Raw genomic sequence first — 21367 nt, 5'->3', positions numbered from 1 at the left:
TCCGCGCCCGGCGCCACGGGACCGGGTCGGATGATCCGACTGTTAGGGTCCGAGGTATGCCAGAGCTCATCAGCCCCACCACTCGCCTGCACGGCTCCTGGCTCGCAGCCCAGCGGGAAGCGGGCCCCGACGCCCACCTGGACGGCGCCGGACTGGGCTCCGACGACGACGTGGACAGCCCCGAGGGCTTCGCGGCCTGGGTGGACCGGCTGCACCGGTACGGCGACCGCACGGCGCCCCTCGAGCACGGCCGCGTCCACGCCACGTACTGGTGGATCGCCGAGGACGACACCTATCTCGGCGCGATAGACCTGCGGCACTACCTGAACGGCTTCCTCCTCGACGCGGGCGGCCACATCGGCTACAGCGTGCGGCCCTCCGCCCGCCGCCGCGGGCTGGCCACCTGGGCCCTCGGCGCCGTCCGGCACGAGGCCCGCCTGCTGGGGATGGACCGGGTCCTGCTGACGTGCGACCCCGGAAACGAGGCGTCGATCCGCACGATCGAGTCCAACGGCGGCGTACTGGAAGACGTCCGCGAAACCATCATCGGCCCCAAGCGGCGCTACTGGATCACTCTCTAGCGCCCGGCTCCGCCACCCCGCCGAGCAGCAGCCGGAGGAACTCCACGTCGCTCTCCGGGGCACGGCGCAGGCGCCCCCGTCCGTCGGCGGCGAGGTCGGACGGGCGGACGACCACGAGCCGCAGGCCGTGGGCCGGGATCTGCGCGTCGCGGTAGCCGTCGTAGCGGGCCCGCTGCTCGCCGCGGTGGACTCCGCTGACCGTCATCCTGTGGGGCTTGTCGAAGAAGGGCGTCGGCTCGTCGTGCTGGCGCTCCCGGTACTCCAGCACGAGTTGGTGGCCGGGCCAGTAGGCGTCGACCGGCAGCCTGGCCCGCCGGCCTCCCGCCCCGGGATCGCCCAGCAGCCAGTCGAACCTGTGCTGGGTGAGGGCCGTGGCGCCCAGGACCTGGTTGCACAGGCCGACCACGTACGCCTCGTCGCTGTCGTCTCGGCTCATGGGGACGATGCTGTCACGGGGCCGTCCGGCCCTGGGCCGTTTCGGCGGGACGGCGGCGGGCCCGGGACGTCGTGTCGTCACCGTGCCGAGTGGTCGGGATGGGTCGATAGTGGGGCTGTGAGCGACTGGTCGGAGGGACCCGGGCAGAGCGGCGCGGCAGACGGCGCCGCCTGGTCCGGACGTGACGGCGCGCGGGCCTTCGCGGCGGTGGAGGCGGCCACGGACTGGCTGCTCGGCTACCCGTTCGTCTTCCGGGCCCTGTCCCGCCGGATCGGCCCCGGGGCGGTCCTGGTGGACTACGGATGCGGACCGGGCAAGGTGGCCGACCGCGCGGCGCGGCAGCTGGGGGCGCGCGTCCTCGGGGTGGACACCTCCCCGGAGATGCTGGCGCTCGCCCGCGCCTCGGCGACCGCGGTGGCGGAGTACCACCTCGTCGAGAACGGCCGGGTGACCGCTCTCGCCGACGGCTGCGCGGACGCGGTCATGTGCAACCACGTGCTCGCGTCGCTGCCGACCGAGGACGCGGTGGTCGGCGTGTTGACCGAGATCCGCCGACTGCTGCGCCCGGACGGGCTGTTCGTGCTGCTGACCACCGACCCCAACTGCAACGGCATCGAGTACGCCTCGCTGCGGATCGGCGAACCGGGCGAGGTCTACGGGCCCGGCGACGAGCTGACGGTACGGCTGCTGCGCACCGACGGAACCTGGCAGGAGATGCGCAATCACGCCTGGCCCGTCGGCTACTTCCCGGCCCTGCTGGAGCGCGCGGGCTTCCGGGACGTCGTCCAGCACCGGCCCACCGTGGACGAGGCCCTCACCGTCGCCGACCCGGACCTCGCGGCCGGCCGCCCGTGGTCGGCGGAGCGGGCGAGGCCGCCCCTGGTGATCACCACGGCGCTCGCGGCCTGACCGTACGCGGACGTACGGACGTACGGAGGTGGCGTCGGCTTCGTGCGACGCCCGCCGCCCGTACGGGTGTTAGTGTCGCGCCATGTCCAAGGCCGAGATTGACGTGGTGACCGCCGAGTTCTTCGGCGCCTTCGACAACCGGGGCGGCCAGGCCGCCGACGTGGGACGGCTCCGCCGGCTGATGCTCCCGGGCGCGGTCATCGTCAAGACCGGCCCGGACTTCACGCCCTACACCGTGGACGAGTTCATCGAGCCGCGCCTGCTGTTGCTCTCCGGCGGCCGGCTGGCCGAGTTCTCCGAGTGGGAGACCTCGGAACGGACCGAGATCGCCGGCGACATCGCCTCGCGGTTCGGCGAGTACCGCAAGTCCGGGATCCTGGACGGCGAGCCCTTCGAGGGCGGCGGGACCAAGACCATCCAGTTCGTGCGGACCCCGGACGGCTGGCGGATCGCCGCCTTCTCCTGGTACGACCAGCCCTGACCGCGCAGCCCACCGCGCCTGCGGCGCCTCTCAGCGATCCCCCTCGTGGGCGGTGCAGCAGCCGTCCCGGAGCATCTGGCGCAGCACCCCGCCCCAGTCCCCGGCAGCCGCGTCCGGCGTCGCGCCGGTGGCGCGAAAGGCACGCTCCAAGGCCGGGCGTTCACGTACGACACCGCCCCGGACGGTCGCCCGTACCCGGACCAGGTCCGCGAAGTCGGTGAAGGGGTCCCCGTCGACGAGGGTGAGGTCGGCGATCCTGCCCGGTTCGACCGTGCCGAGCCGGTCCGCGACACCGAACACCCGCGCCGGGGTCCGGGTCACGGTGGTCAGCGCCTCCGCCGGCGACATCCCGTACCGGTGCAGGGCCCGCAGGGACAGGTGCAGGTGGAGCCCCACGGGGGTGAGCGGCGCGTCGGTGCCCAGCGCGAGCCGGCCGCCTCCCGCCACGACCCGCCGGTAGACGTCCACCTCGCGCTCCAGGACGGCGCTCTGCTCCGCGCTCGGCGCACTCGCGGCCGCGGCCCGGACGGCCTCCACGTCCCACGGCGGCATCAGGGCCGTCACCCGCGGATCGTCGGCGAGCGCCGGATCGGAGCCGATCAGCGGCAGCGCGGTGAACGGGGTGGCGATGAGATCGAAACCGCCCCGCGTGTAGACCTCCACGGTGTCCTGGTACGTGTGGCCGCGCGGGGTCGCCCCGTGGCCGTACTCCGCGCGTTCGGTCGCCACCAGGTGCGTCGTCAGGTCCTGGCCGGCCTGGACGCCCGGGGCGCACAAGTGGGAGCCGGCCAGGACGCCGAGCCGGTCGTGCGCGAAGCGGGCCGCGTCGGCCATCAGCTCGCAGGGGGCGCGTACGTACGTCTTGACGAAGTCCCAGTCCAGCGCCGCGCCCCGGGCCAGCGAGCGGGCGAACCCCGCACGGGTGCGATGGGCACGCCCCATGCTGTAGGCGACCCGGGAGCCGTCGAGGAGCTCCCCGCCGGCCAGCAGCCGCGGCGCGGCGAGCCGCCCGGCCCGGATGTCCTCGCGCAGCCGGGCCTGCTCGTAGGCCGAACCGCCGAGCGACACCACGGTGGTGACGCCGTAGGCGAGGTGTAGCACGCCCTGGCGCGCCCCGTACGTGTAGGGGTACGGATGGACGTGCGCGTCCCACAGGCCCGGCAGGACCGTGCCGTCGGAGGCGTCGACGGTACGGGCGGCGCGGCGGCCCGGCCGGTGCGGTTCGACGGCGGTGATCCGGCCGCCGCTGACGAGGACGTCGACGTCGGCCCGCGGCGGGGAGCCGGTGGCGTCCCACAACAGCCCCGCGTGCACGACGGTGTCGACGGGGGCGGGGCGCCGGTAGGAGAGGGAGACGGGCACGGTCCGGGCGGGCCCGGCGGGCGCGCCGTCGCCGTCGAGGCCGAGCAGGCGCAGCCGCGCGCAGGACTGGTAGAGGAGGGTGCGCGCGTCGGCGGACCAGGAAGGGTGGTCGGCGGGCTCGTCGGTCAGTCGGCGGGCGGGTCCGGTGGGCGCGCCGTCGGGGCCGACGGGCAGCAGCCACAGCGCCGACTCGCTGACGCAGGCGAGGAAGCGGCCGTCGGGTGACCAGACGGGTCCGGAGGCGTAGCGGTCGGCGAGCGAGGCGTGCGGGGCGAGCGGGTACAGGCGGGCGGCGCCGGTGGTGGTGTCGACGATCCGGATGAGGTTGTAGCCCTCGCGGAAGCGCCGGCTGAGCCGGTTGCGGTCGCACAGGGCGAGATGCCGGCCGTCCGGCGACCAGCTGGGCGGGCCGGGCAGGCCGCCCCCGCCCAGCGCCGCGACCAGCGGGGTCTCCGTCCCGGTCGCGAGGTCGCGTACGAGGAGCCGCCCGGCCAGGTCCAGCGCGGCGAGCCGGGTGCCGTCCGGGGAGAGCGCCCCGTAGACCCGGCCGCCCGGCGCGAGCACGCTCTCCCCGCCGCCGTCGAGCTCCCTGCGGCGTACGGTGTTCAGCCCGTCGCGGTCGTCGGTGTAGACCAGGGCCCGGCCGTCCGGAGTCCACACCGGGCCCTGGACGTAGGCCGTGGCGGGGGCCTGGACGATCTTGCGCGGCGCCCCGCCGGAGACGGGCGCCACCCACAGCGCGTTCAGCGCGGCGAAGGCCACGCTGCGGCCGTCGGGGGAGAGGGCGGGCAGGTGGATGCCGCGGACCGGGAGGCTGCGCTCGGCCTCCAGGACGTACTCCTTGACGCGGTAGCGGGGGCGCGTCACTTCGAGGGTGGCGTCGAGCGGGATCTCCCGGCCACCGCCACCGTTACCTTCGCCTTCGGCTTCGCCTTCGCCTTCGTCACGGTGCGGGCGGATCACCCGGAACCGGCCGTCGAGCGTGATCAGCAGGCGGTCGTCGCCGATCCAGCGCGGCGGGGCGGGCGCGAGGTCCCCGTCGAGGGGGACCTGACGGCCGTCGACGAACAGGCTCAGCGTCTCGGCCTTGCGGGGGCCGGGCGCCGCGGACAGCCAGGCGGTGCGGCCGGCCGGGGAGAGCGCGGGAGCCATCAGCCGGCCGTCGGCGACGGCGTGTTCGACCCGTACCGGCCCGGGCGCCTCGGCGGAGACGGAGGCGATGGTCCGGGCGGTCAGCGTGTCGCCGGCCGGGGTGCCCGTGGTCACGGTGGCACGGACGAACAGCACGCGGGAGCCGTCCGGCGACCAGACCGGGTCGGAGTCCTCCCACTCGCCCTCCTGGCCGGGGCCCTCCTGCCCGGGCAGGCCCGTCAGGCGGCGCGCGCGGCCGCCGGCGACGTCGACGGTCCAGATGCGGTACGGGCTGCCGGCCACCGGATCACCGCCGCGTTCGGAACAGCAGGCGAGGGTGCGGCCGTCGGGCGACCAGGCCGGCGCGCGGTGGTCGAAGGGGCCGTCGGTGAGCCGGCGCAGACCGGAGCCGTCCGCGTTCATCACCCACAGGTGGAAGACGCCCCCGCGGTAGGCGCTCATCGCCACTCGGCGGCCGTCGGGGGAGAACACCGGACGCCCGGCCTCCAGATCGGGCGGGGTGAGGGGCGTGGCGGGCGAACCGTCCGGGGGCAGCGACCACAGGACGTTCTGGACTTCGGCGACGAACCGGTCCCCGGCGGTCGTGGCGGTCGCGGCTCCGTTGGTCGTCCGGGTGAAGCGCAGCCCGACGGTCGCCGCGCCGACCGTCCCCGCGCCGACCGTCCCCGCGCCGGTCCCCGCCCGGGCCGTCCCCGTCCCGGCCGCGGCCTCTTGGCCGGCTGCCGCGGGGGAACGCCCGAGCAGCGCGGCCGCGGCTCCCGCCGAAGCCGCCTGTAGCACCGTCCTGCGCGCAACTCGCATTGAGACCCCTCGCCTCCCGTGTCGACGTACAACCAAACGATCAAGACCCCTCCGGGGCAACGGCGACGCCGTCCGGGATAAATCGCTTGATCCCGTCAGGCCCTCGGAGGTCGGATGGCGGTCGTGAGCACAGGACAGATGCATCCCGGTCAGCACCCCGTCGACGAAGACCTCGTACGGCGGCTGGTCGCCGGGCAGTTCCCGCGGTGGGCGGGGCTGCCGGTGGAGCGGTTCCCGTCCGGCGGCACGGTCAACGCCATGTACCGGCTGGGCGAGGACATGGCCGTACGGCTGCCCCTGACGGCGGGCGGAGCCGAGGATGTGCCCACGGAACGGGAGTGGCTGCCGCGCCTCGCCCCCGCGCTGCCCACCACCATCCCCGAGGTGTTGGGGGCCGGGGAGCCGGCCGAAGGGTATCCGTGGCGGTGGTCGGTGTGCCGGTGGCTGTCGGGGGAGAACCCGGAGGCGGGCGCGCTGGGCGAACCGGTGCCGCTGGCCCGGGACCTGGCCGGGTTCGTGGCGGCGATGCGGAGCATCACCCTGCCGGGGGCCCCGCGCGCCCACCGCGGCGGGCCGGTCGCCTCGCTCGACGCGTCCACCCGGGCGGCGATCGAGGAACTGCGCGGGATCCCGCAGGAGGGCGTCGACTGCGACGCGGCGGCCGCCGTGTGGGAGGACGCGCTGCGGGCCCCGGAGTGGGACGGGCCGCCGGTGTGGCTGCACGCCGACCTGATGCCGGGCAATCTGCTCGTGGACGGCGGCAGGCTGGCCGCGGTGATCGACTTCGGCTGCATGGGGACGGGGGACCCGGCGTGCGATCTGTTCCCGGCGTGGAACCTGCTGCCGGCCGGGGCGCGCGAGGTCTTCCGCGAAGAGCTCGGCGTGGACGACGCGACCTGGAGACGGGGCCGGGGGCGGACCCTCTCGCAGGCGCTGATCGCGCTGCCGTACTACCGGAGGACGAACCGGACGATGGCGGTCAACGCCCGGCACGTGATCCGCGAGGTGCTGGCGGAGGGACCGGGGACGGGCTGACGGGGCGCGGGCGAACCGGTTGGGTCGGTCAGTCCCAGATCATGGGAACACCTCGATTCTGAAATCCGGGATTCTGAAATCCGGACATACGGCGTCTCGGGATCCGGGGCGCTTCTCCCTCGGAGGCTCGCCGTGTTCCCGTGGAACAGCCTTCCGCCCGGCACGGACCCGTGGAAGGGGCGAAGGGTGAGAGCAAGCAGCCGCGAGAGCTTGGTGTCACCACTCGGAACCGGCCAATTGCCCCGCCCACCCGGCAATGTGCCGAGACCCGCCTGTGGATCGGGCTCCCGCTGATGCATCCTGGTGGCCGTCCGGACCGTAGGCGCCCAACGGGGGGTAGGCATGGTCTCGATCGTTCGCGCCCCGGAGCCCGCCGCCGGAGGTGCCGAGAGCGTCAGGTCGCGCCCTGGAGCGGCCCTGCGGGGTCAGATCATCGCGTACCACGGCTACCGGCTGCCGGAAGGCAGGCCCCGGTCCCGGCTCGAAGTCCCCGACGGGGTGGTGACGGTGGTCATCGCCCTCGCGGGGGGTCTCAGCCTCACGGCCGGCGGACCGCCCCAGGGCGCCTCGTCCTTCCTCTCCGGGCTGCGCACCACCGCCACGCGCGGCGAGCACGCCGGAGGTCTGCACGGCATCGAGGTGACCTTCTCGCCGCTCGGCGCCTACCGGACCTTCGGGATACCCATGAGGTACTTCACGGAGGCCTTCGTCGACCTGTCCGACCTGCTCGGCCGGACCGCCGCCGTCCTCGTCGAGCAGCTCCGGGAGGCCGATTCCTGGGCCGCCAGGTTCGCCCTCCTCGACTCCGTGTTCCTCTCCTGCGGTGACAAGGGCGGCACGGTCTCGCCAGAAGTCCGCGAGGCCCTGCGGCGGTTGCACGCGGACAGCCGGCCGGAAGCCCTCAGCCGGATCTCCAGCGAGGTCGGCTGGAGCCCCCGCCACCTGCGCGCCCGCTTCGGGCAGCAGGTGGGGCTGGCGCCGAAGGCCGTCGCCAGGGTGGCCCGGCTCCAGCGGGCGCTGCGCCTCCAGTCGCTCGGCCTGGACGGGGCCGAGGTGGCGGCCTTCGGCGGCTTCCACGACCAGGCCCACTGCATCCGCGAGTTCAAGGCGATGACCGGGCTCACCCCGTCGCGGTTCGCCGCCCACCGGGGCGGACTGCCGCCCGGCTCGGCGCTGGACCGGGTGGCGGGCCGGGTGACCAGCCTGCTGCTGCCGGACCCCGCCTGAACGCCGATTCCTACAAGACCGCCGGCCCCGCTTCCCCCCATGCTGCTGTGCGCCTGGAAGAGACGTTGTCGACGTGGGGAGGAGCTCCGCGATGCTGTCCGCACTGGGACTCGACACATCGACCGAGGCCGTCTACCGGCTGCTGGCCGCGCGCCCCGAGGGGTGGGGCGTCGGACAGATGGCCGAGCGGCTCGGACTCGAGGAACAGCGGGTGCGGGACGCGCTGGACAGACTCGCCGAGCTCTCCCTGCTGCGCAGGTCGGCGGACCGGCCCGGAGGATGGCGGGCGATCCACCCCGAACTCGGGCTCCAGCTCCTGCTCCGCCGTCAGCAGGACGCACTCGAACAGCGCCGACGAGAACTGGACGAGACCCACGTCGCGGTCACTCGCATGCTCGCCGACATCGCCGAGCCCGCGAGCGGGGCCGGCGGCACGGGCGACTCCGGGCGCGGGGAGACGGACAGCGAGCGCCTCGTCGGCATGGACGCCATCCAGAGCCGCCTGGAGCAGATCGCCAACAAGGCCACCACCTCCGTCTGTACGTTCATGCCGGGCGGCGGCCACTCCCCGGCGTCCATCGAGGCGGCCCGGCACAACGACGCCCAGATCCTGCTCCGCGGGGTGGAGCTCAGGACGGTCTGCCTGGACAGCGTCCGCAACAGCGCGCCGACGCTCGACTACGCCCGCTGGCTGACGGAGTCCGGGGGCGAGGTGCGCACGGTCCCCACCCTGCCGCTGCGCATGATCCTCATCGACGGCGCCAGTGCGCTGGTCCCGCTGGACCCGTCGGACACCCGCCGCGGGGCCGTCCTCCTCCACGCCGCCGGGGCGATGACCGCACTGTCGACGCTCTTCGAGCAGGTGTGGGCGGTCGCGCTGCCGCTCGGCGCGCGGCCGGCCAGGGACGAGGACACCGGGCTCACCGCACCGGAACGCGAACTGCTCACCCTGCTGGCCAAGGGGCTCACCGACGAGACGGCCGCCGGGCGGCTGGGGGTGTCCCTGAGCACCGTCCGCCGCAGCATGGCGTCGATCATGGAGAGGCTGGGTGCGCGAAGCCGTTTCGAGGCCGGGCTGAGGGCGGCGCAGGCCGGCTGGCTGTGACCCGGGGGCGAGTGCCCCCGAACCCTCGCTCCCAGCCCTCGGATCGAGTTCCCGCAGGCACCTGCGGCCCCGGCCGCACCCGTGCGATGCTGGGTGCATGACCTTGGAGGACCTGGTACGCCTGCGTCGCGCGCGGGACACGATGGACCGCGACTACGCGCAGCCGCTGGACGTCCCCGCACTGGCCGATGTCGCGCTCATGTCCCCCGGACACTTCTCCCGCAGCTTCCGCGCCGCCTTCGGGGAGACCCCGTACAGCTACCTCATGACCCGCCGCGTCGAGCGGGCGAAGGCGCTGCTGAGGCGGGGTGACCTGAGCGTCACGGAGGTCTGCTTCGAGGTCGGGTGCACCTCGCTCGGGTCGTTCAGCTCGCGTTTCACGGAGCTGGTCGGCGAGAGCCCGAGCGCGTACCGGGCCCGCCGCCACGAGGCCGGTGCGGCGATCCCGGCGTGCGTCGCGAAAATTCACACGCGACCGATCAGGAACGGAGAAGCGCAATCGGCCGCCGCCTCGTAGCGTCGGAGGCATGACCATCAAGCTCTCGCAGTGCTTCATCGCAGTCGACGACCACGACAAGGCGATCGCGTTCTACCGCGACGTCCTCGGCATGGAGGTGCGCAACGACGTCGGGTTCGAGGGGATGCGCTGGGTGACCGTGGGCTCACCCGAGCAGCCCGACGTGGAGATCGTCCTCGAACCGCCCCTCGCCAACCCCAACGCCTCCCCGACGGACAAGCAGCAGATGGCAGAGCTGCTGGCCAAGGGCATGCTGCGGGGCGTGATCTTCTCCACCGACGACGTCGACGCCACCTTCGAGCGCATCCAATCAGCGGGCGGGGAGGTGCTGCAGGAGCCGATCGACCAGCCGTACGGCGTTCGGGACTGCGCCTTCCGCGACCCGGCCGGCAACATGCTCCGCTTCAACCAGCCCAGGCGGTAGGCACACCCGCAGCACAGTCCGGAACAGCGAAACCGACGGGGACCGCACACACGCGGTCCCCGCCCGAACGACGGAGACACGATGAGCAAGGCCACGGGGACGGGGACGGGGGCGCGGTCGTCCGTGCCGCACGGTGCCGACAGCCACGACGTGATCCGCGTGCACGGCGCGCGCGAGAACAATCTCAAGGACGTCAGCATCGAGATCCCGAAGCGCCGGCTGACGGTGTTCACCGGGGTCTCCGGCTCGGGCAAGAGCTCGCTCGTCTTCAACACCATCGCCGCCGAGTCGCAGCGGCTGATCAACGAGACGTACAGCAGCTTCGTCCAGGGCTTCATGCCCACGCTCGCCCGCCCCGAGGTCGACGTCCTCGACGGGCTGACGACCGTGATCACCGTCGACCAGCAGCGGATGGGCGCCGACCCCCGCTCCACGGTCGGCACCGCCACCGATGTCCACGCGATGCTGCGGATCCTCTTCAGCCGGCTCGGGAAGCCGCACATCGGCCCGCCCAGCGCGTACTCCTTCAACACCGCCACGGTCCGCGCGAGCGGGGGCATCACCGTCGAACGCGGCGCCGCCAAGACCAGGACGGTGAAGGCGACCTACAACCGCACCGGCGGCATGTGCACGCACTGCGAGGGCCGCGGCAAGGTCTCCGACATCGACCTCACCCAGCTCTACGACGACTCCAAGTCCATCGCCGAGGGCGCCTTCACCATCCCCGGCTGGAAGTCGGACAACGTGTGGACCGTGGGGATCTACGCCGAATCGGGCTTCCTCGACCCGAACAAGCCGATCCGCCGGTACACCAAGAAGGAGATGCAGGACTTCCTCTACCGCGAGCCGACCAAGGTGAAGGTCAACGGCGTCAACCTCACCTACGAGGGGCTGATCCCGAAGATCCAGAAGTCCTTCCTGTCCAAGGACAAGGAAGCGATGCAGCCCCACATCCGGGCGTTCGTCGAGCGGGCCGTCACCTTCACCACCTGCCCCGAGTGCGACGGCACCCGGCTCAGCGAAGGGGCCCGGTCCTCGAAGATCAAGCGGATCAGCATCGCCGACGCCTGCGCGATGGAGATCAGGGACCTCGCCGAGTGGGTCCGCGCCCTCGAGGAGCCCTCGGTGGCGCCGCTGCTCGCCGCCCTGCAGCAGACCCTCGACTCCTTCGTCGAGATCGGCCTCGGCTACCTCGCCCTCGACCGGCCCGCGGGCACCCTGTCGGGCGGCGAGGCGCAGCGCGTGAAGATGATCCGCCACCTCGGCTCCGCGCTCACCGACGTCACCTACGTCTTCGACGAGCCCACCATCGGCCTGCACCCCCACGACATCCAGCGGATGAACGACCTGCTGCTGCGGCTGCGGGACAAGGGCAACACGGTGCTGGTGGTGGAACACAAGCCCGAGGCGATCGCCATCGCCGACCACGTCGTCGACCTCGGCCCGGGCGCCGGCACGGCGGGCGGCACCGTCTGCTTCGAGGGCACCGTCGAGGGCCTGCGGGCCGGCGACACGATCACCGGCCGCCACCTCGACGACCGCGCCACGCTCAAGGAGACGGTGCGCGAGCCCTCCGGCACGCTGGAGATCCGCGGCGCGACGGCGAACAACCTGCGGGACGTCGACGTCGACATCCCGCTCGGGGCGCTGGTCGTCATCACGGGTGTCGCCGGCTCCGGCAAGAGCTCCCTCGTCCACGGGTCGATCCCGGCGCGCGAGCAGGTGGTGTCGGTCGACCAGACGCCGATCCGCGGTTCCAGGCGCAGCAACCCGGCGACCTACACCGGACTGCTCGACCCGATCCGCAAGGCCTTCGCGAAGGTGAACGGCGTGAAGCCGGCCCTGTTCAGCGCCAACTCCGAGGGCGCCTGCCCCACGTGCAACGGCGCTGGGGTCATCTACACCGACCTGGCGATGATGGCGGGGGTGGCCACCCCCTGTGAGGACTGCGAGGGCAAGCGGTTCCAGGCGGAGGTGCTCGAATACCGGCTCGGCGGCCGCGACATCAGCGAGGTCCTCGCGATGTCCGTCACCGAGGCCGAGGAGTTCTTCGGCGCCGGCGAGGCGCACACGCCGGCCGCGCACAAGATCCTCGACCGGCTCGCCGACGTGGGCCTGGGGTACCTCACCCTCGGCCAGCCGCTCACCACGCTGTCCGGCGGCGAACGGCAGCGGCTCAAGCTGGCCACCCACATGTCGGAGAAGGGCGGCGTCTACGTCCTCGACGAGCCGACCACCGGCCTCCACCTCGCCGACGTCGAGCACCTGCTCGGCCTGCTCGACCGGCTCGTGGACTCCGGCAAGTCGGTGATCGTGATCGAGCACCACCAGGCGGTCATGGCGCACGCCGACTGGATCATCGACCTCGGCCCGGGCGCCGGCCACGACGGCGGCAAGATCGTCTTCGAGGGCACTCCCGCCGACCTGGTGGCCAAGCGCTCCACCCTCACCGGCGAGCACCTCGCGGCATACGTGGGCGCCTGACCCGGCCGTAGGCCGACCTCGGCGCGCGCACACGCGAGCCGCCACGGGGACCGCCCCGGCCGGAAGTTCCGGCCGGGGCGGTCGGCGTACACGTACACCTACACGTACGCACGCACGCGCAGGCGTGGCTACCAGAACACGGGCAGGCGTTCCGGCAGGCGCTTCATGAACCGGGTCCGCCAGACCAACTGGTCGACGGGGACGGCGAGCTGGAGGTTCGGCATCTTCTCCAGCAGGACCTCAATGGCGATCTCGGTGTGCCGCTTGCCGAGGGCGGTGGCGGGGCAGTAGTGCTGACCGCCGCCGAAGGAGAGGTGCGTGCCGGCGTTCGCGCGGTCGATGTCCACGACGTGCGGGTCCGGGTACACGGCCGGGTCGGTGTTCGCCGCCTCGACCAGGACCAGCATCAGCTCGCCCTTCTTCACCTCGACGTCGCCGAGGGTGACGTCCTCCAGGGCGAGGCGGGGCAGCCCGTCGGCGATGGAGAGGTTGATGCGCAGGAGTTCGTCCACGGCGGCCGGGATCTTCTCCGGTGCCTCGCGCAGCTGCTCCCACACCTCGGGGTGCTGGATGAGGGAGACGAGCGCCATCGTCAGAAAGCCCATGGTGGAGATGACACCGGCACCGAAGAGCGTGACGCCGACCGTGGCCAGCATCTCGTCCGTCAGGTGGGCGTACTCCGGGTCGTTGCGCAGGGCGGCGAGTTCGGACATGAGCCCGGTGGTCGCGGGGTCGTCCAGGCGCTCGACCATATAGGCCATGTCCCGGTCCCAGTTGAGCTTGGCACCGGTGACGGGGCAGGCCGAGTTCATGAAGGCGATGTCGAGGCTGGCGGCCAGGCGCGGGGCGTCGGCCTCCGGGATGCCGAGGATCCGGCAGTGGAGGCGCTCGGCGTACGGGTTGGCGAACTGGCCGCGCAGGTCGACCGGCGCGCCGTAGGCCAGCAGGCTGTCGACGAGGGCGTTGGCCTCGGCGCGCATCCAGTCGACGAGGCCGCCGGTCTTGGGGTTGATCGCCTTGAGGACGGCCTTGCGCAGACCGGCTCCGGTGATGTTGCCCATGTTGTTGACGACCTCGGGCGGGATCGTCAGGGCGTACTGGCGCGGCACGCCGGGGGCCGACGTGTCCTTGAGGCTGAACCGGGGGTCCTCCAGAACCTGCTTGCACAGTTCATAGGAGGAGACGAGCCAGGCCTCGTCCCCGGCTATCGTGCGGACCCGCTTCACGGGCTCGCCGCGGAGTGCCTCGATCTCGCTGGGGAGCTGGTCGCCGCGCGCGGAGAACGGGAAGTCGAGCAGGGTGTCAGTGGGCATCGGGGTGTCCTTCGGCGGGCGTGATGATGGCGTGGCCCTGGTTGCGCGAGGCGCGCAGACCCGAACCGCGGGAGTAGAGCAGTTCCGCCATCGGCAGGAGCTGGTGGTAGCAGTTGAGCGAGGACGGCACGCCGAGGATGGCCGGCGTGTCGAGGAAGAGCGGCGCCTCGGCACAGACGTACTCGAGGCACACCTCCCGCTGCCGGGTCGTGGCGGACTTCCCGTCCAGGACCTTGGAGGAGAGGAACGAGTCGACCAGGGAGTTGCAGGTCCTGCGGAACTCCGGGTCGTTGTCGAGCAGGCTGTTCAGGTGGTTGTGCAGAGCGCGGTAGGCCGGGATGTCGGTGAGGGAGGACATCGGCCGGGCGCGCAGGCGGGTGCCGGTGGGGTCGGCTTCTGCGGCTGCGTTGTTCACCTTGGCGCGAACGCCGCGCAGGTTCTTGACCGCCTTGCGTCGGGCCTCGTCCTCGCCGTAGCCGAGGGCCTCGTACATTTCTGCCACGTGCAGGTCGGTGTAGATCAGGTCGACCTGCTCGAAGTTGCGCATCCCCCATTGGGCGAGGTCGAGTACGCGCTGGGCCGAGAAATAGCTGTTCCCCGGTGAGATGCCAATGACGGCATGGTCGCCTTCGGTGCTAATCACCTGGCAGTGCGGGGTGTACGGCCGGACTGTGAAGACTTCGGTCGCTGTCGTCAACAGGTGTCGGGTCCTTTGCGCCGCAAGTCCCATGGGGCCCTGTGCCCCGGGTGTGGCGGCGACGTGAGGAAGGTACCGCAACTCTGTGCGACGTTCCATCACTTCCTGTTGGTAACTCACCTGTCGGACAACACAGTTGACTCGGGCACCTTTTGTGCGGACCGTGTGTGGCGAAGAGTTGGCGACGAGTTCATGTCGCGTTGGCGGATTCCGGGGTGCCGATCTGGTAGAGGACGGGGCCGCTGGGGTGGCTTCGGGTCCGGGTGGCCGTGGGGCTGGGCGGTTGCCTCGAAACCTGCCCGGCTCAGCTACCCCCGTACGGCGGGAACCACTGCCTACGGTGTGGGGGCTCTCACCTTCCTACGTCCGAGGAGCTCGCCTTGATCACACGCCGTCTGCTGCTGACCGCATCCCTCCTTGCACTGGCCGGATGCTCGCTGGAGGACCGTCCGAAGGGAGACGTCGCCGTACCCGACCGTCTTGCACCCCAGCCCCACGGGTTCTACCACCAGGACGACGCCAGGGACGGCGAACTCTTCAGGACGTGGGCAGCCTCCGAGAACAACCCGGACCGGTCCGTCGTGAGCCATGTGAAGGCGGTGCAGCGCGTGGTGGAGGGAGAAGCGGTGTACGCCTACATCCACACCGAGCTGAACCCGAAGGAGGACGACCCGGACCTGCAGGCCCGGGCGATCGCAGGGGCGTATGGACAGTGGCCCCAGCGTGCCGCGGACGCGGTCCGGATCGGTGTCTTCGACGCACAGGGCAAGCGCATGGGAAGGGCCCTGATGGTGGAGCCTCGGCGAAGCTGACGACATCGCCGGTACGTGGGCCCGTCGGCCCGTCGGCCCCTCGGTCAGAAGGTCTCCGACCAGTCCAGCGTCGCCATGGACTCGAAGGCCGAGACGGAGGTGGCCGCGGTCTCCCCGTTGTGGGAGCCGACCGTGTTGTCGCGTCCGGCGTTGAAGATGTCGTCCTGGGCCGACTGGACGATGTTGCTGCCGATGACGAACACGTACGTCGGGCCCGAGTCGGCGGTCGCGGGCGCGGCGCCGGCGAACAGGCAGAGCATGGTGCCGGCGGCGAGGACGGCCAGGGCGCGGGAGGTGGTACGGACGGTTCGCTTCACGGAGATGCCTTTCGCGGATTCGGAACGTACACCTCCGGAAGGTAGGAGCCCCGCCCCGCCGTGGAGGGCCGACACACGGCGGTCGCCCTGAATGGCCCACGCCGCCGTACCCGTCCCCCGGGACGGACCACGGAACCGACGCACCGAGCGGACGTCCCCGCCCTCGCCCTCGGCGACGACGGTCATCTCGCTGGGGCGCCCGGTGAACCGGCCCTGGCGCATCAGCCGCCGCGGCGGCGTCGAGGAACACCGCGAGGCTGTTGCCGCTGTAGGGGCGGTCGGTGAAGACATCGACGTGGTGATAGTGCACGGGCCGGTCCCGTCAGTGGGCGAAGGGCGGTTCGAAGCAGCCGCTCTCCCTGTACGGGCCGTTCGTCTTGACCTCGTAGTTGGTCTTCTGCACGAACGCCGTGACGCAGGCGTCATCGTGGACGCGCAGCCCGACGCGGGTGCCCTCCGGCGTCACGTAGTGGTCGGCCTGGAAGCGCGGCTCCATCTCCCGGATGCTGATCGCTCCGCCGAGCCGTTCGCCCTTCGGTCCGGTCCGCTCCTCCTCGTATCCGAGCGGCACCAGGGCCGCCCGCACGCTGGCAGGGTCCCAAGTGCCCGCCTGCCAGAGCCGCTTGAGTACGGGCTCGATCCGGTCCGCCTCCTTCCGTGCGTCCTTCGCGCTGGCGGGGGACATCTCGCCGGAGCGGCGGTGGGCGTTGTTGTCCCCGTAGTGCGGGGCGCCGTCGCCGGCCCCGGGCTCCACGTAGGGGGAGGCGCCGGGGGCGTCGGGGCTCGCGCTCGCGCTCGTGGCGGTGCTCGGCAGCGGGTCCGGGGCGCCGGCAGCCGCGTCCGTGGCGCGGCGCTCGCCGCAGCCGGTCAGGGACAGGGCAGCGCTCAGGAGCAGAGCGGCCGCGGCGCGGCGACGGCGCGGCCCGCGTATCGAAGTGACCATGGGACGACTCTGCCATGCGTGCCCGCGAAGCCGCCCTCCGCCACTAGGGCAACACGGCAACACGGCCTAAGCTTCGGTCGTGACCAGTGTGGAGGCGAGCCGCCGAAAGGTGCTGGCCGCCGGGATCGGTGCGCTCGCCGCGGCGCTGGCCGGCTGCTCGGGGGACCCGGGTCCGGTCCGGAGGCTCCGGCTCGCCACGGGGCCGGAGGGCGGGCCGTACAACGCCTTCGGGAAGGCCCTGGCCCAGGCCGTCGCCGCGAGCGGCCGGCCGCTCGAGATCGTGCCCGTGAGCACCGCGGCGAGTGTGGACAACCTGCGGCAGCTGGACGACGGCTCCGTGGAGCTGGCGCTGGCCATGGCGGACGTGGCCGAGGACGCCGTACTGGGGCGGGAGTCGTTCCCCCGGCCGGCCGCCGTGACGGCGCTGGCCCGGGTCTACGTGAACTACACGCACCTGCTCGTACCGGCGGACGGGCCGGTGCACGCGGTGGGGGACCTCGCCGGGCGTCCGGTCGCGGCCGGCGCGGAGGGCTCGGGCGTGCAGGTGGTGGCCGAACGGGTGCTGCGGGCCGCCGGGTTGGTCGACGGCCCCGCGCCGGCCCGCGGCCTCAGCCTGGGCCTCGCCGCCTCGGTCGAGGCCTTGCGCGAGGGTACGGTCGACGCGCTGTTCTGGTCCGGTGGCGTCCCCACGCCGGCACTGTCGGGCCTGGCGCGCGAGCTGCCGCTGCGGTTCCTGCCGCTCGACGGCTACGTGGGCGCGCTGCGGGAGCGCTACGCCCCCGCCTATTCGGCGGTCACCCTGCCGGCCGGGGTGTACGGGCTCACGGAACCGGTGGCGACCATCGGGGTCGGCAACTACCTCCTGGCCCGCGCGGGCCTGCCGGAGGGCGCCGCCGGGGCCCTGCTCCAGGTGGTGTTCCGGCAGTGGCGCGAGCTGCTGCGCGAGGTCACGGCAGGAGCGCGGTTGGAGCCCCGGTTCGCGATCTCCACCGGGGAGGTGCCGCTCCACCCGGGGGCCGTCGCCTACTACCGGTCGGTATACGGCTGAGCGGTCATTCGGGCGGCAGCCGCAGCTCGACGACCAGGCCGTGCGGCACGTTTGCGCGGACCTCCAGCCGGCCGCCGCTGCCGCGCGCGAGTTCGTCGGCGATGGCCAGCCCCAGACCGCTGCCGCGTACGTTCTGGTGCTCGGGGGAGCGCGCGAAACGCCGCAGCAGCAAACCCAGTTGGTCCTCCGGCACACCCGGCCCGTCGTCGGCGACCCGGACGACCGCGCTCCCGTCCTCGGCCCGTGCGGCGATCACCTCGACACGGCCGTCGCGCGGCACGAACTTGACCGCGTTGTCGAGGACCGAGTCGAGGATGCGGCCCGCCGCGTCGGGCAGCGCCCGCGCCGGCAGTTCCTCCGGCAGGCCGGCGGCCGTCAGGTGCAGTCCGGCGGCGCGGAAGACCGGGGTCCAGGCCGTCACCCGGTCCCGTACCGCCCGGGCCACGTCCTGATGGCCCGGCTCCGCCGTCCCGGACTCCACCCGCGCGAGGGACAGCAGGCCGTCGAGGAGTTCCTCCAGGCGCTCCGCCTCGTCCAGGGCGCGGGAGTGCTCGGCGAGGCCGGGGCCGGGAACGATGTGCGGTTCGACGTTCTCCAGTTGCAGCACGAGGGTGGCGAGCGGGTTGCGCAGCTGGTGGGAGGCGTCGGCGACGAAATCGCGCTGGCGGCCCATGGAGTCGGCCATGGCCTCCGCCATGACGTTGAAGTGCTGCCGCAGGTTCCGCAGTTCCGGGGGACCGGTGTCGGACACGGCCCGTGCCCGGAGGCTTCCGGCGGTCAACCGCTCCACCGCCCGGTCCAGATCGAGGAGCGGGCGCATCAGCCAGCGCGCGATGCCCGCCGCGACCAGGGCCGCCGCGGCGAAGGCGGCGACCGCCCCGGTGGCGATGAGCGACCAGCGGACCGCCACGTCCCGGCGGGCGGCGTCGGTGGGGACGGCCAGCAGGACCGCCCCGCTGACCCGCTCGTCCCGGCCGACCGGTTCGGCGAGGACGACGGTCCTCGGGCCCCACGGCCGCAGCGTGGGCAGCCGGTCGGTGGAGCGGCCGGTGAGGGCGCGGCGATGGGCGTCCGCTGCGGCGGAGGAGGCGCCCGAGGCGGCGCCGGGGTCGGCACCCGTGTCCGTGGCGGCCTGCGACGCGGGCCCCGAGCCGGCCCGCGCGACGGTCTCGCCCGCCGTGTCGACCACCACCACGCCCGCTCCGTACAGCTCGGCGTACCGGCCGATCTCGGCCGAGAGCTCCGCCCGGTCGGCGGCGGTGCGCATCCGGTCGGCGAGATCGGCGAATCGTACGGCCTCCGAACGCCGTTGGAGCAGCAGGTGCTCGGTGCGGCCGCGCGCGTAGGCGTCGGCCAGCGGGACGCAGAGCAGCAGCGCCGCGGCCCCCATGAGCACCATCAGCACGGCGAGGAGCCTGCGCCTCATCGGGCGCCGCCCCCTTCCGCGGGTGCGGTGGGGGAGCCCAGCTGGTAGCCGAACCCGCGGACCGTGCGCACCAGGTGGGAGCGGCCGGTCTTGGCGCGGATGCCCGCCACGTGCACGTCGAGGGAGCGGGAGGCGGCGAGGAAGACGTCCCCCCAGATCCGGTCCAGGATCACCTCGCGGGAGTGGACCTCGTCGGGGCGGGCGGCGAGGAAGGCGAGGACGTCGAACTCCCGCCGGGTCAGCCGTACGTCGACGCCCGCCACGGTGACGGTGCGCCCCGCCAGGTCGACCTCGACGTCGCCGGTGCGCACGGGAACGGGCCGGCCGCCGACGCCGCCTCCGACACCGCCGGGGTCGGCGGGGTGGTCCGGGTGGGCGCCCGCACGGCCGGAGCGCGGGTCGGTCCGGCGGCGTACGGTGTCGATACGGGCCATCAGCTCGGCCATCCGGAACGGCTTGACCACGTAGTCGTCGGCGCCCGCCCGCAGCCCCTGCACGATGTCGCGCTCCTCGCAGCGCGCGGTCACCACGATCAGGGGCGCGTCGCAGACCGTCCGCAGCCGCCGCAGCAGTTCCAGCCCGTCGAGGTCGGGCAGCCCGAGGTCCAGCAGGACGAATCCGGCCTCGTGCACGTGCCGCAGGGCGTCCAGGGCCCGGCCCACCCGGCGCACTGTGTGCCCGCGCTGGGCGAGGGCGGTGCCGAGCGCCCGTGCCATCCGGTCGTCGTCCTCGACGAGAAGCGCGTGCATGGACATTTCCCTCGCGACCTGTGACCCCGTCGGCTCAGCTTACGGGAGCCGCCGCCGGACGTTCCGGCGCTTCACCGGCACCGGCACCGGCCCCGGAGGCGGCACCGGCACCGGAGTCGGAATCGGCCTCGGCACGGCTGAGCGCGGCGTTGCGGGTGTCCGGCATCAGGACGTACGTCACGAGGGAGACGAGGGCGCACCCGGAGACGTACCAGAAGAACGTCTTCTCGTGGCCGCTGTTCTTGAACCACAGCGCCACGTACTCCGCCGTGCCGCCGAAGAGCGCGTTGGCGATCGCGTACGGCAGCGCCACGCCCAGGGCGCGCACCCGGGTCGGGAACAGCTCCGCCTTCACCGCGGCGTTGATGGAGGTGTACCCGGTGATGATCACGAGGGCCAGCAGGGAGAGGCCAAGTGCGGACCAGTAGGAGGACGCCGACCCGAGGGCGGTCATGATCGGGTACGTGCCCACGGTGCAGCCCACCGCGAAGGTGATCAGGAGCGGGCGGCGGCCGATTCGGTCGGAGAGCATCCCGGCGAAGGGCTGCAGCACGGCGAAGAGCGTCAGGGCGGTGAAGCTGACCAGGGTGGCGGTCGTCTTCGGCATGCCCGCGCTGCCGACCAGGTACTTGGTGAGGTAGGTGGTGTACGTGTAGTAGGCCACGGTGCCGCCGAGGGTGAGCGCCATGACCAGGCCGGCCTGCCGCCGGTAGAGCCACAGGGCCTTCAGCGTGCCGCGGGTGCTGTCGTCGTGGGCGTCCTCGCCGGCCGAGTCCTCCTTGAAGGCGTCGGTCTCCTGGAGCCGGCGCCGCAGCCAGAAGACCACCACCGCGAACAACGCCCCGAGGACGAAGGGGATCCGCCACCCCCAGCTCTCCAACTGGGCGGTGGTGAGGGTGTGCTGCATCGTGATGAGGATGCCCAGGCCGAGCAGCTGGCCGCAGGTCATCGACACGTACTGGAAGGAGGAGCCGAGGCCGCGCCGGTTGCGGGCCGACGCCTCGGTCAGGTAGGTGGCGCTGGCCGCGTACTCGCCGCCGATGCTCATCCCCTGGAGCAGGCGCGCGAGCAGCAGCACCAGGGCGCCGAAGTAGCCGGCCTGCCCGTAGGTCGGGGCCACGGCGATCAGCAGGGCGGCCACGGACATCATGGAGACGGTGAGGGTGAGGGCGCTCTTGCGGCCGTGCCGGTCGGCTGCGCGGCCGAGGATCCATCCGCCGACGGGCCGCATCAGGAACCCGACGGCGAAGATGCCCGCCGTGTTCATCAGCTGCGTGGTCGGATTGTCGCCGGGGAAGAAGGAGTCGGCGAAGTAGATCGCGAAGCTGGCGTAGACGAACCAGTCGTACCACTCGACGAGGTTGCCGAGCGACCCGCCGATCAGGGCGAGACGGCGCTTCCTGCGCTCGTCCCCGGGCGGTGAAGCGGGCATGACGGCGGACGCGGACATGGCGGCTCCTGACGGATGTCCCCGAGGGGAGAGGGAGAAATGCCCCGGTGGCGGGGAAGTGTCCCGAGCATGCGTCGGCCGTTGTACCCGGACAAGCT

20 protein-coding genes are annotated in these 21367 nt (G+C 72.8%); 11 read left to right on the top strand and 9 right to left on the bottom strand.

Annotated features, from left to right (window positions below):
* The first annotated feature begins 56 nt into the window (after positions 1-56).
* Positions 57-581 (top strand): GNAT family N-acetyltransferase, encoded by a 525-nt coding sequence (locus ACZ6JT_RS00625; protein ID WP_469205725.1) that lies wholly within the window; start codon positions 57-59, stop codon positions 579-581.
* Here ACZ6JT_RS00625 and ACZ6JT_RS00620 read toward each other — a convergent pair.
* The gene (locus tag ACZ6JT_RS00620) at positions 571-1017 is read right to left on the bottom strand and encodes a hypothetical protein (protein ID WP_469205723.1); all 447 of its coding nucleotides are present in this window, start codon (positions 1015-1017) and stop codon (positions 571-573) included. The two genes, ACZ6JT_RS00625 and ACZ6JT_RS00620, sit on opposite strands and share 11 nt — an antisense overlap.
* Before the next feature lie 117 nt (positions 1018-1134).
* Between ACZ6JT_RS00620 and ACZ6JT_RS00615 the strand changes: the two genes are divergently transcribed.
* Positions 1135-1926: a class I SAM-dependent methyltransferase gene (locus ACZ6JT_RS00615; protein ID WP_469205721.1), complete on the top strand. Its 792-nt coding sequence runs from the start codon at positions 1135-1137 to the stop codon at positions 1924-1926.
* Positions 1927-2008: 82 nt separating this feature from the next.
* Positions 2009-2407: a nuclear transport factor 2 family protein gene (locus ACZ6JT_RS00610; protein WP_365481438.1), complete on the top strand. Its 399-nt coding sequence runs from the start codon at positions 2009-2011 to the stop codon at positions 2405-2407.
* 30 nt (positions 2408-2437) lie between these two features.
* On the opposite strand, the gene ACZ6JT_RS00605 is transcribed toward ACZ6JT_RS00610, so the two are convergent.
* A complete protein-coding gene (locus ACZ6JT_RS00605; RefSeq protein WP_469205719.1) occupies positions 2438-5722 on the bottom strand; it encodes an amidohydrolase family protein in 3285 nt (1094 codons plus the stop codon).
* 138 nt (positions 5723-5860) lie between these two features.
* On the opposite strand from ACZ6JT_RS00605, the gene ACZ6JT_RS00600 reads away from it, so the two are divergent.
* The 6 genes from ACZ6JT_RS00600 to ACZ6JT_RS00575 all read left to right on the top strand — a co-directional run bounded on the left by ACZ6JT_RS00600 (position 5861) and on the right by ACZ6JT_RS00575 (position 12514).
* On the top strand, positions 5861-6757 hold the full coding sequence (locus ACZ6JT_RS00600; protein WP_469208116.1) for an aminoglycoside phosphotransferase family protein: 897 nt from the start codon (positions 5861-5863) through the stop codon (positions 6755-6757).
* Positions 6758-7099: 342 nt separating this feature from the next.
* On the top strand, positions 7100-7984 hold the full coding sequence (locus ACZ6JT_RS00595) for an AraC family transcriptional regulator (RefSeq protein WP_469205717.1): 885 nt from the start codon (positions 7100-7102) through the stop codon (positions 7982-7984).
* Positions 7985-8075: 91 nt separating this feature from the next.
* Positions 8076-9089 (top strand): helix-turn-helix transcriptional regulator, encoded by a 1014-nt coding sequence (locus tag ACZ6JT_RS00590; protein WP_469205715.1) that lies wholly within the window; start codon positions 8076-8078, stop codon positions 9087-9089.
* 97 nt (positions 9090-9186) lie between these two features.
* On the top strand, positions 9187-9606 hold the full coding sequence (locus tag ACZ6JT_RS00585) for a helix-turn-helix domain-containing protein (protein ID WP_469205713.1): 420 nt from the start codon (positions 9187-9189) through the stop codon (positions 9604-9606).
* Positions 9607-9616: 10 nt separating this feature from the next.
* On the top strand, positions 9617-10030 hold the full coding sequence (locus ACZ6JT_RS00580) for a VOC family protein (protein WP_469205710.1): 414 nt from the start codon (positions 9617-9619) through the stop codon (positions 10028-10030).
* Between the two features lie 81 nt (positions 10031-10111).
* Positions 10112-12514, top strand: a complete 2403-nt coding sequence (locus ACZ6JT_RS00575) for an ATP-binding cassette domain-containing protein (RefSeq protein WP_469205708.1) — start codon at positions 10112-10114, stop codon at positions 12512-12514.
* A gap of 128 nt (positions 12515-12642) precedes the next feature.
* Here the strand turns inward: ACZ6JT_RS00575 and ACZ6JT_RS00570 are convergent, their stop codons facing one another.
* Together ACZ6JT_RS00570 and ACZ6JT_RS00565 are read right to left on the bottom strand one after the other, a co-directional pair.
* The gene (locus tag ACZ6JT_RS00570; protein WP_469205706.1) at positions 12643-13827 is read right to left on the bottom strand and encodes a cytochrome P450; all 1185 of its coding nucleotides are present in this window, start codon (positions 13825-13827) and stop codon (positions 12643-12645) included.
* The gene (locus ACZ6JT_RS00565; RefSeq protein WP_469205704.1) at positions 13817-14524 is read right to left on the bottom strand and encodes a cyclodityrosine synthase; all 708 of its coding nucleotides are present in this window, start codon (positions 14522-14524) and stop codon (positions 13817-13819) included. The genes ACZ6JT_RS00570 and ACZ6JT_RS00565 overlap by 11 nt, the downstream gene beginning before the upstream one ends.
* 380 nt (positions 14525-14904) lie before the next feature.
* Between ACZ6JT_RS00565 and ACZ6JT_RS00560 the strand changes: the two genes are divergently transcribed.
* Positions 14905-15336 carry a hypothetical protein gene (locus ACZ6JT_RS00560; protein WP_469205701.1) on the top strand — a complete coding sequence of 144 codons (432 nt, stop codon included), beginning with the start codon at positions 14905-14907 and terminating at the stop codon, positions 15334-15336.
* Positions 15337-15380: 44 nt separating this feature from the next.
* Here ACZ6JT_RS00560 and ACZ6JT_RS00555 read toward each other — a convergent pair whose 3' ends face one another.
* Positions 15381-15653: a hypothetical protein gene (locus ACZ6JT_RS00555; RefSeq protein ID WP_469205700.1), complete on the bottom strand. Its 273-nt coding sequence runs from the start codon at positions 15651-15653 to the stop codon at positions 15381-15383.
* 322 nt (positions 15654-15975) lie between these two features.
* On the bottom strand, positions 15976-16596 hold the full coding sequence (locus ACZ6JT_RS00550; RefSeq protein ID WP_469205699.1) for a hypothetical protein: 621 nt from the start codon (positions 16594-16596) through the stop codon (positions 15976-15978).
* A 79-nt stretch (positions 16597-16675) separates the two neighbouring features.
* Here ACZ6JT_RS00550 and ACZ6JT_RS00545 point away from each other — a divergent pair, with 79 nt between their 5' ends.
* Positions 16676-17644 (top strand): TAXI family TRAP transporter solute-binding subunit, encoded by a 969-nt coding sequence (locus ACZ6JT_RS00545; RefSeq protein WP_469205697.1) that lies wholly within the window; start codon positions 16676-16678, stop codon positions 17642-17644.
* A 4-nt stretch (positions 17645-17648) separates the two neighbouring features.
* Here the strand turns inward: ACZ6JT_RS00545 and ACZ6JT_RS00540 are convergent, their stop codons facing one another.
* Genes ACZ6JT_RS00540 through ACZ6JT_RS00530 form a run of 3 tightly spaced genes read right to left on the bottom strand, consistent with a single transcriptional unit; the run spans position 17649 to position 21251 of the window.
* Positions 17649-19070, bottom strand: a complete 1422-nt coding sequence (locus ACZ6JT_RS00540; RefSeq protein WP_469205695.1) for a sensor histidine kinase — start codon at positions 19068-19070, stop codon at positions 17649-17651.
* Complete coding sequence (locus ACZ6JT_RS00535; protein ID WP_469205694.1) at positions 19067-19819, bottom strand: response regulator transcription factor; 753 nt, start codon at positions 19817-19819, stop codon at positions 19067-19069. The genes ACZ6JT_RS00540 and ACZ6JT_RS00535 overlap by 4 nt, the downstream gene beginning before the upstream one ends.
* 34 nt (positions 19820-19853) lie before the next feature.
* A complete protein-coding gene (locus ACZ6JT_RS00530) occupies positions 19854-21251 on the bottom strand; it encodes an MFS transporter (protein WP_469208114.1) in 1398 nt (465 codons plus the stop codon).
* Between the last annotated feature and the right edge of the window lie 116 nt (positions 21252-21367).

This window comes from Streptomyces sp. NPDC046308, from assembly GCF_055588065.1.
Note: the sequence above shows the minus strand (reverse complement) of the source record. Positions and strands in the feature narration are given on the sequence as shown.

Excerpts from the sequence above, each read along its gene's own strand:
- ACZ6JT_RS00600 (WP_469208116.1), top strand. The coding sequence starts at position 5,861 with ATGCATCCCGGTCAGCACCCCGTCGACGAAGACCTCGTACGGCGGCTG.
- ACZ6JT_RS00570 (WP_469205706.1), bottom strand. The coding sequence starts at position 13,827 with ATGCCCACTGACACCCTGCTCGACTTCCCGTTCTCCGCGCGCGGCGAC.
- ACZ6JT_RS00535 (WP_469205694.1), bottom strand. The coding sequence starts at position 19,819 with ATGCACGCGCTTCTCGTCGAGGACGACGACCGGATGGCACGGGCGCTC.
- ACZ6JT_RS00595 (WP_469205717.1), top strand. The coding sequence starts at position 7,100 with ATGGTCTCGATCGTTCGCGCCCCGGAGCCCGCCGCCGGAGGTGCCGAG.
- ACZ6JT_RS00625 (WP_469205725.1), top strand. The coding sequence starts at position 57 with ATGCCAGAGCTCATCAGCCCCACCACTCGCCTGCACGGCTCCTGGCTC.
- ACZ6JT_RS00530 (WP_469208114.1), bottom strand. The coding sequence starts at position 21,251 with ATGCCCGCTTCACCGCCCGGGGACGAGCGCAGGAAGCGCCGTCTCGCC.
- ACZ6JT_RS00620 (WP_469205723.1), bottom strand. The coding sequence starts at position 1,017 with ATGAGCCGAGACGACAGCGACGAGGCGTACGTGGTCGGCCTGTGCAAC.
- ACZ6JT_RS00605 (WP_469205719.1), bottom strand. The coding sequence starts at position 5,722 with ATGCGAGTTGCGCGCAGGACGGTGCTACAGGCGGCTTCGGCGGGAGCC.
- ACZ6JT_RS00575 (WP_469205708.1), top strand. The coding sequence starts at position 10,112 with ATGAGCAAGGCCACGGGGACGGGGACGGGGGCGCGGTCGTCCGTGCCG.
- ACZ6JT_RS00540 (WP_469205695.1), bottom strand. The coding sequence starts at position 19,070 with ATGAGGCGCAGGCTCCTCGCCGTGCTGATGGTGCTCATGGGGGCCGCG.
- ACZ6JT_RS00585 (WP_469205713.1), top strand. The coding sequence starts at position 9,187 with ATGACCTTGGAGGACCTGGTACGCCTGCGTCGCGCGCGGGACACGATG.
- ACZ6JT_RS00590 (WP_469205715.1), top strand. The coding sequence starts at position 8,076 with ATGCTGTCCGCACTGGGACTCGACACATCGACCGAGGCCGTCTACCGG.
- ACZ6JT_RS00580 (WP_469205710.1), top strand. The coding sequence starts at position 9,617 with ATGACCATCAAGCTCTCGCAGTGCTTCATCGCAGTCGACGACCACGAC.
- ACZ6JT_RS00550 (WP_469205699.1), bottom strand. The coding sequence starts at position 16,596 with ATGGTCACTTCGATACGCGGGCCGCGCCGTCGCCGCGCCGCGGCCGCT.
- ACZ6JT_RS00610 (WP_365481438.1), top strand. The coding sequence starts at position 2,009 with ATGTCCAAGGCCGAGATTGACGTGGTGACCGCCGAGTTCTTCGGCGCC.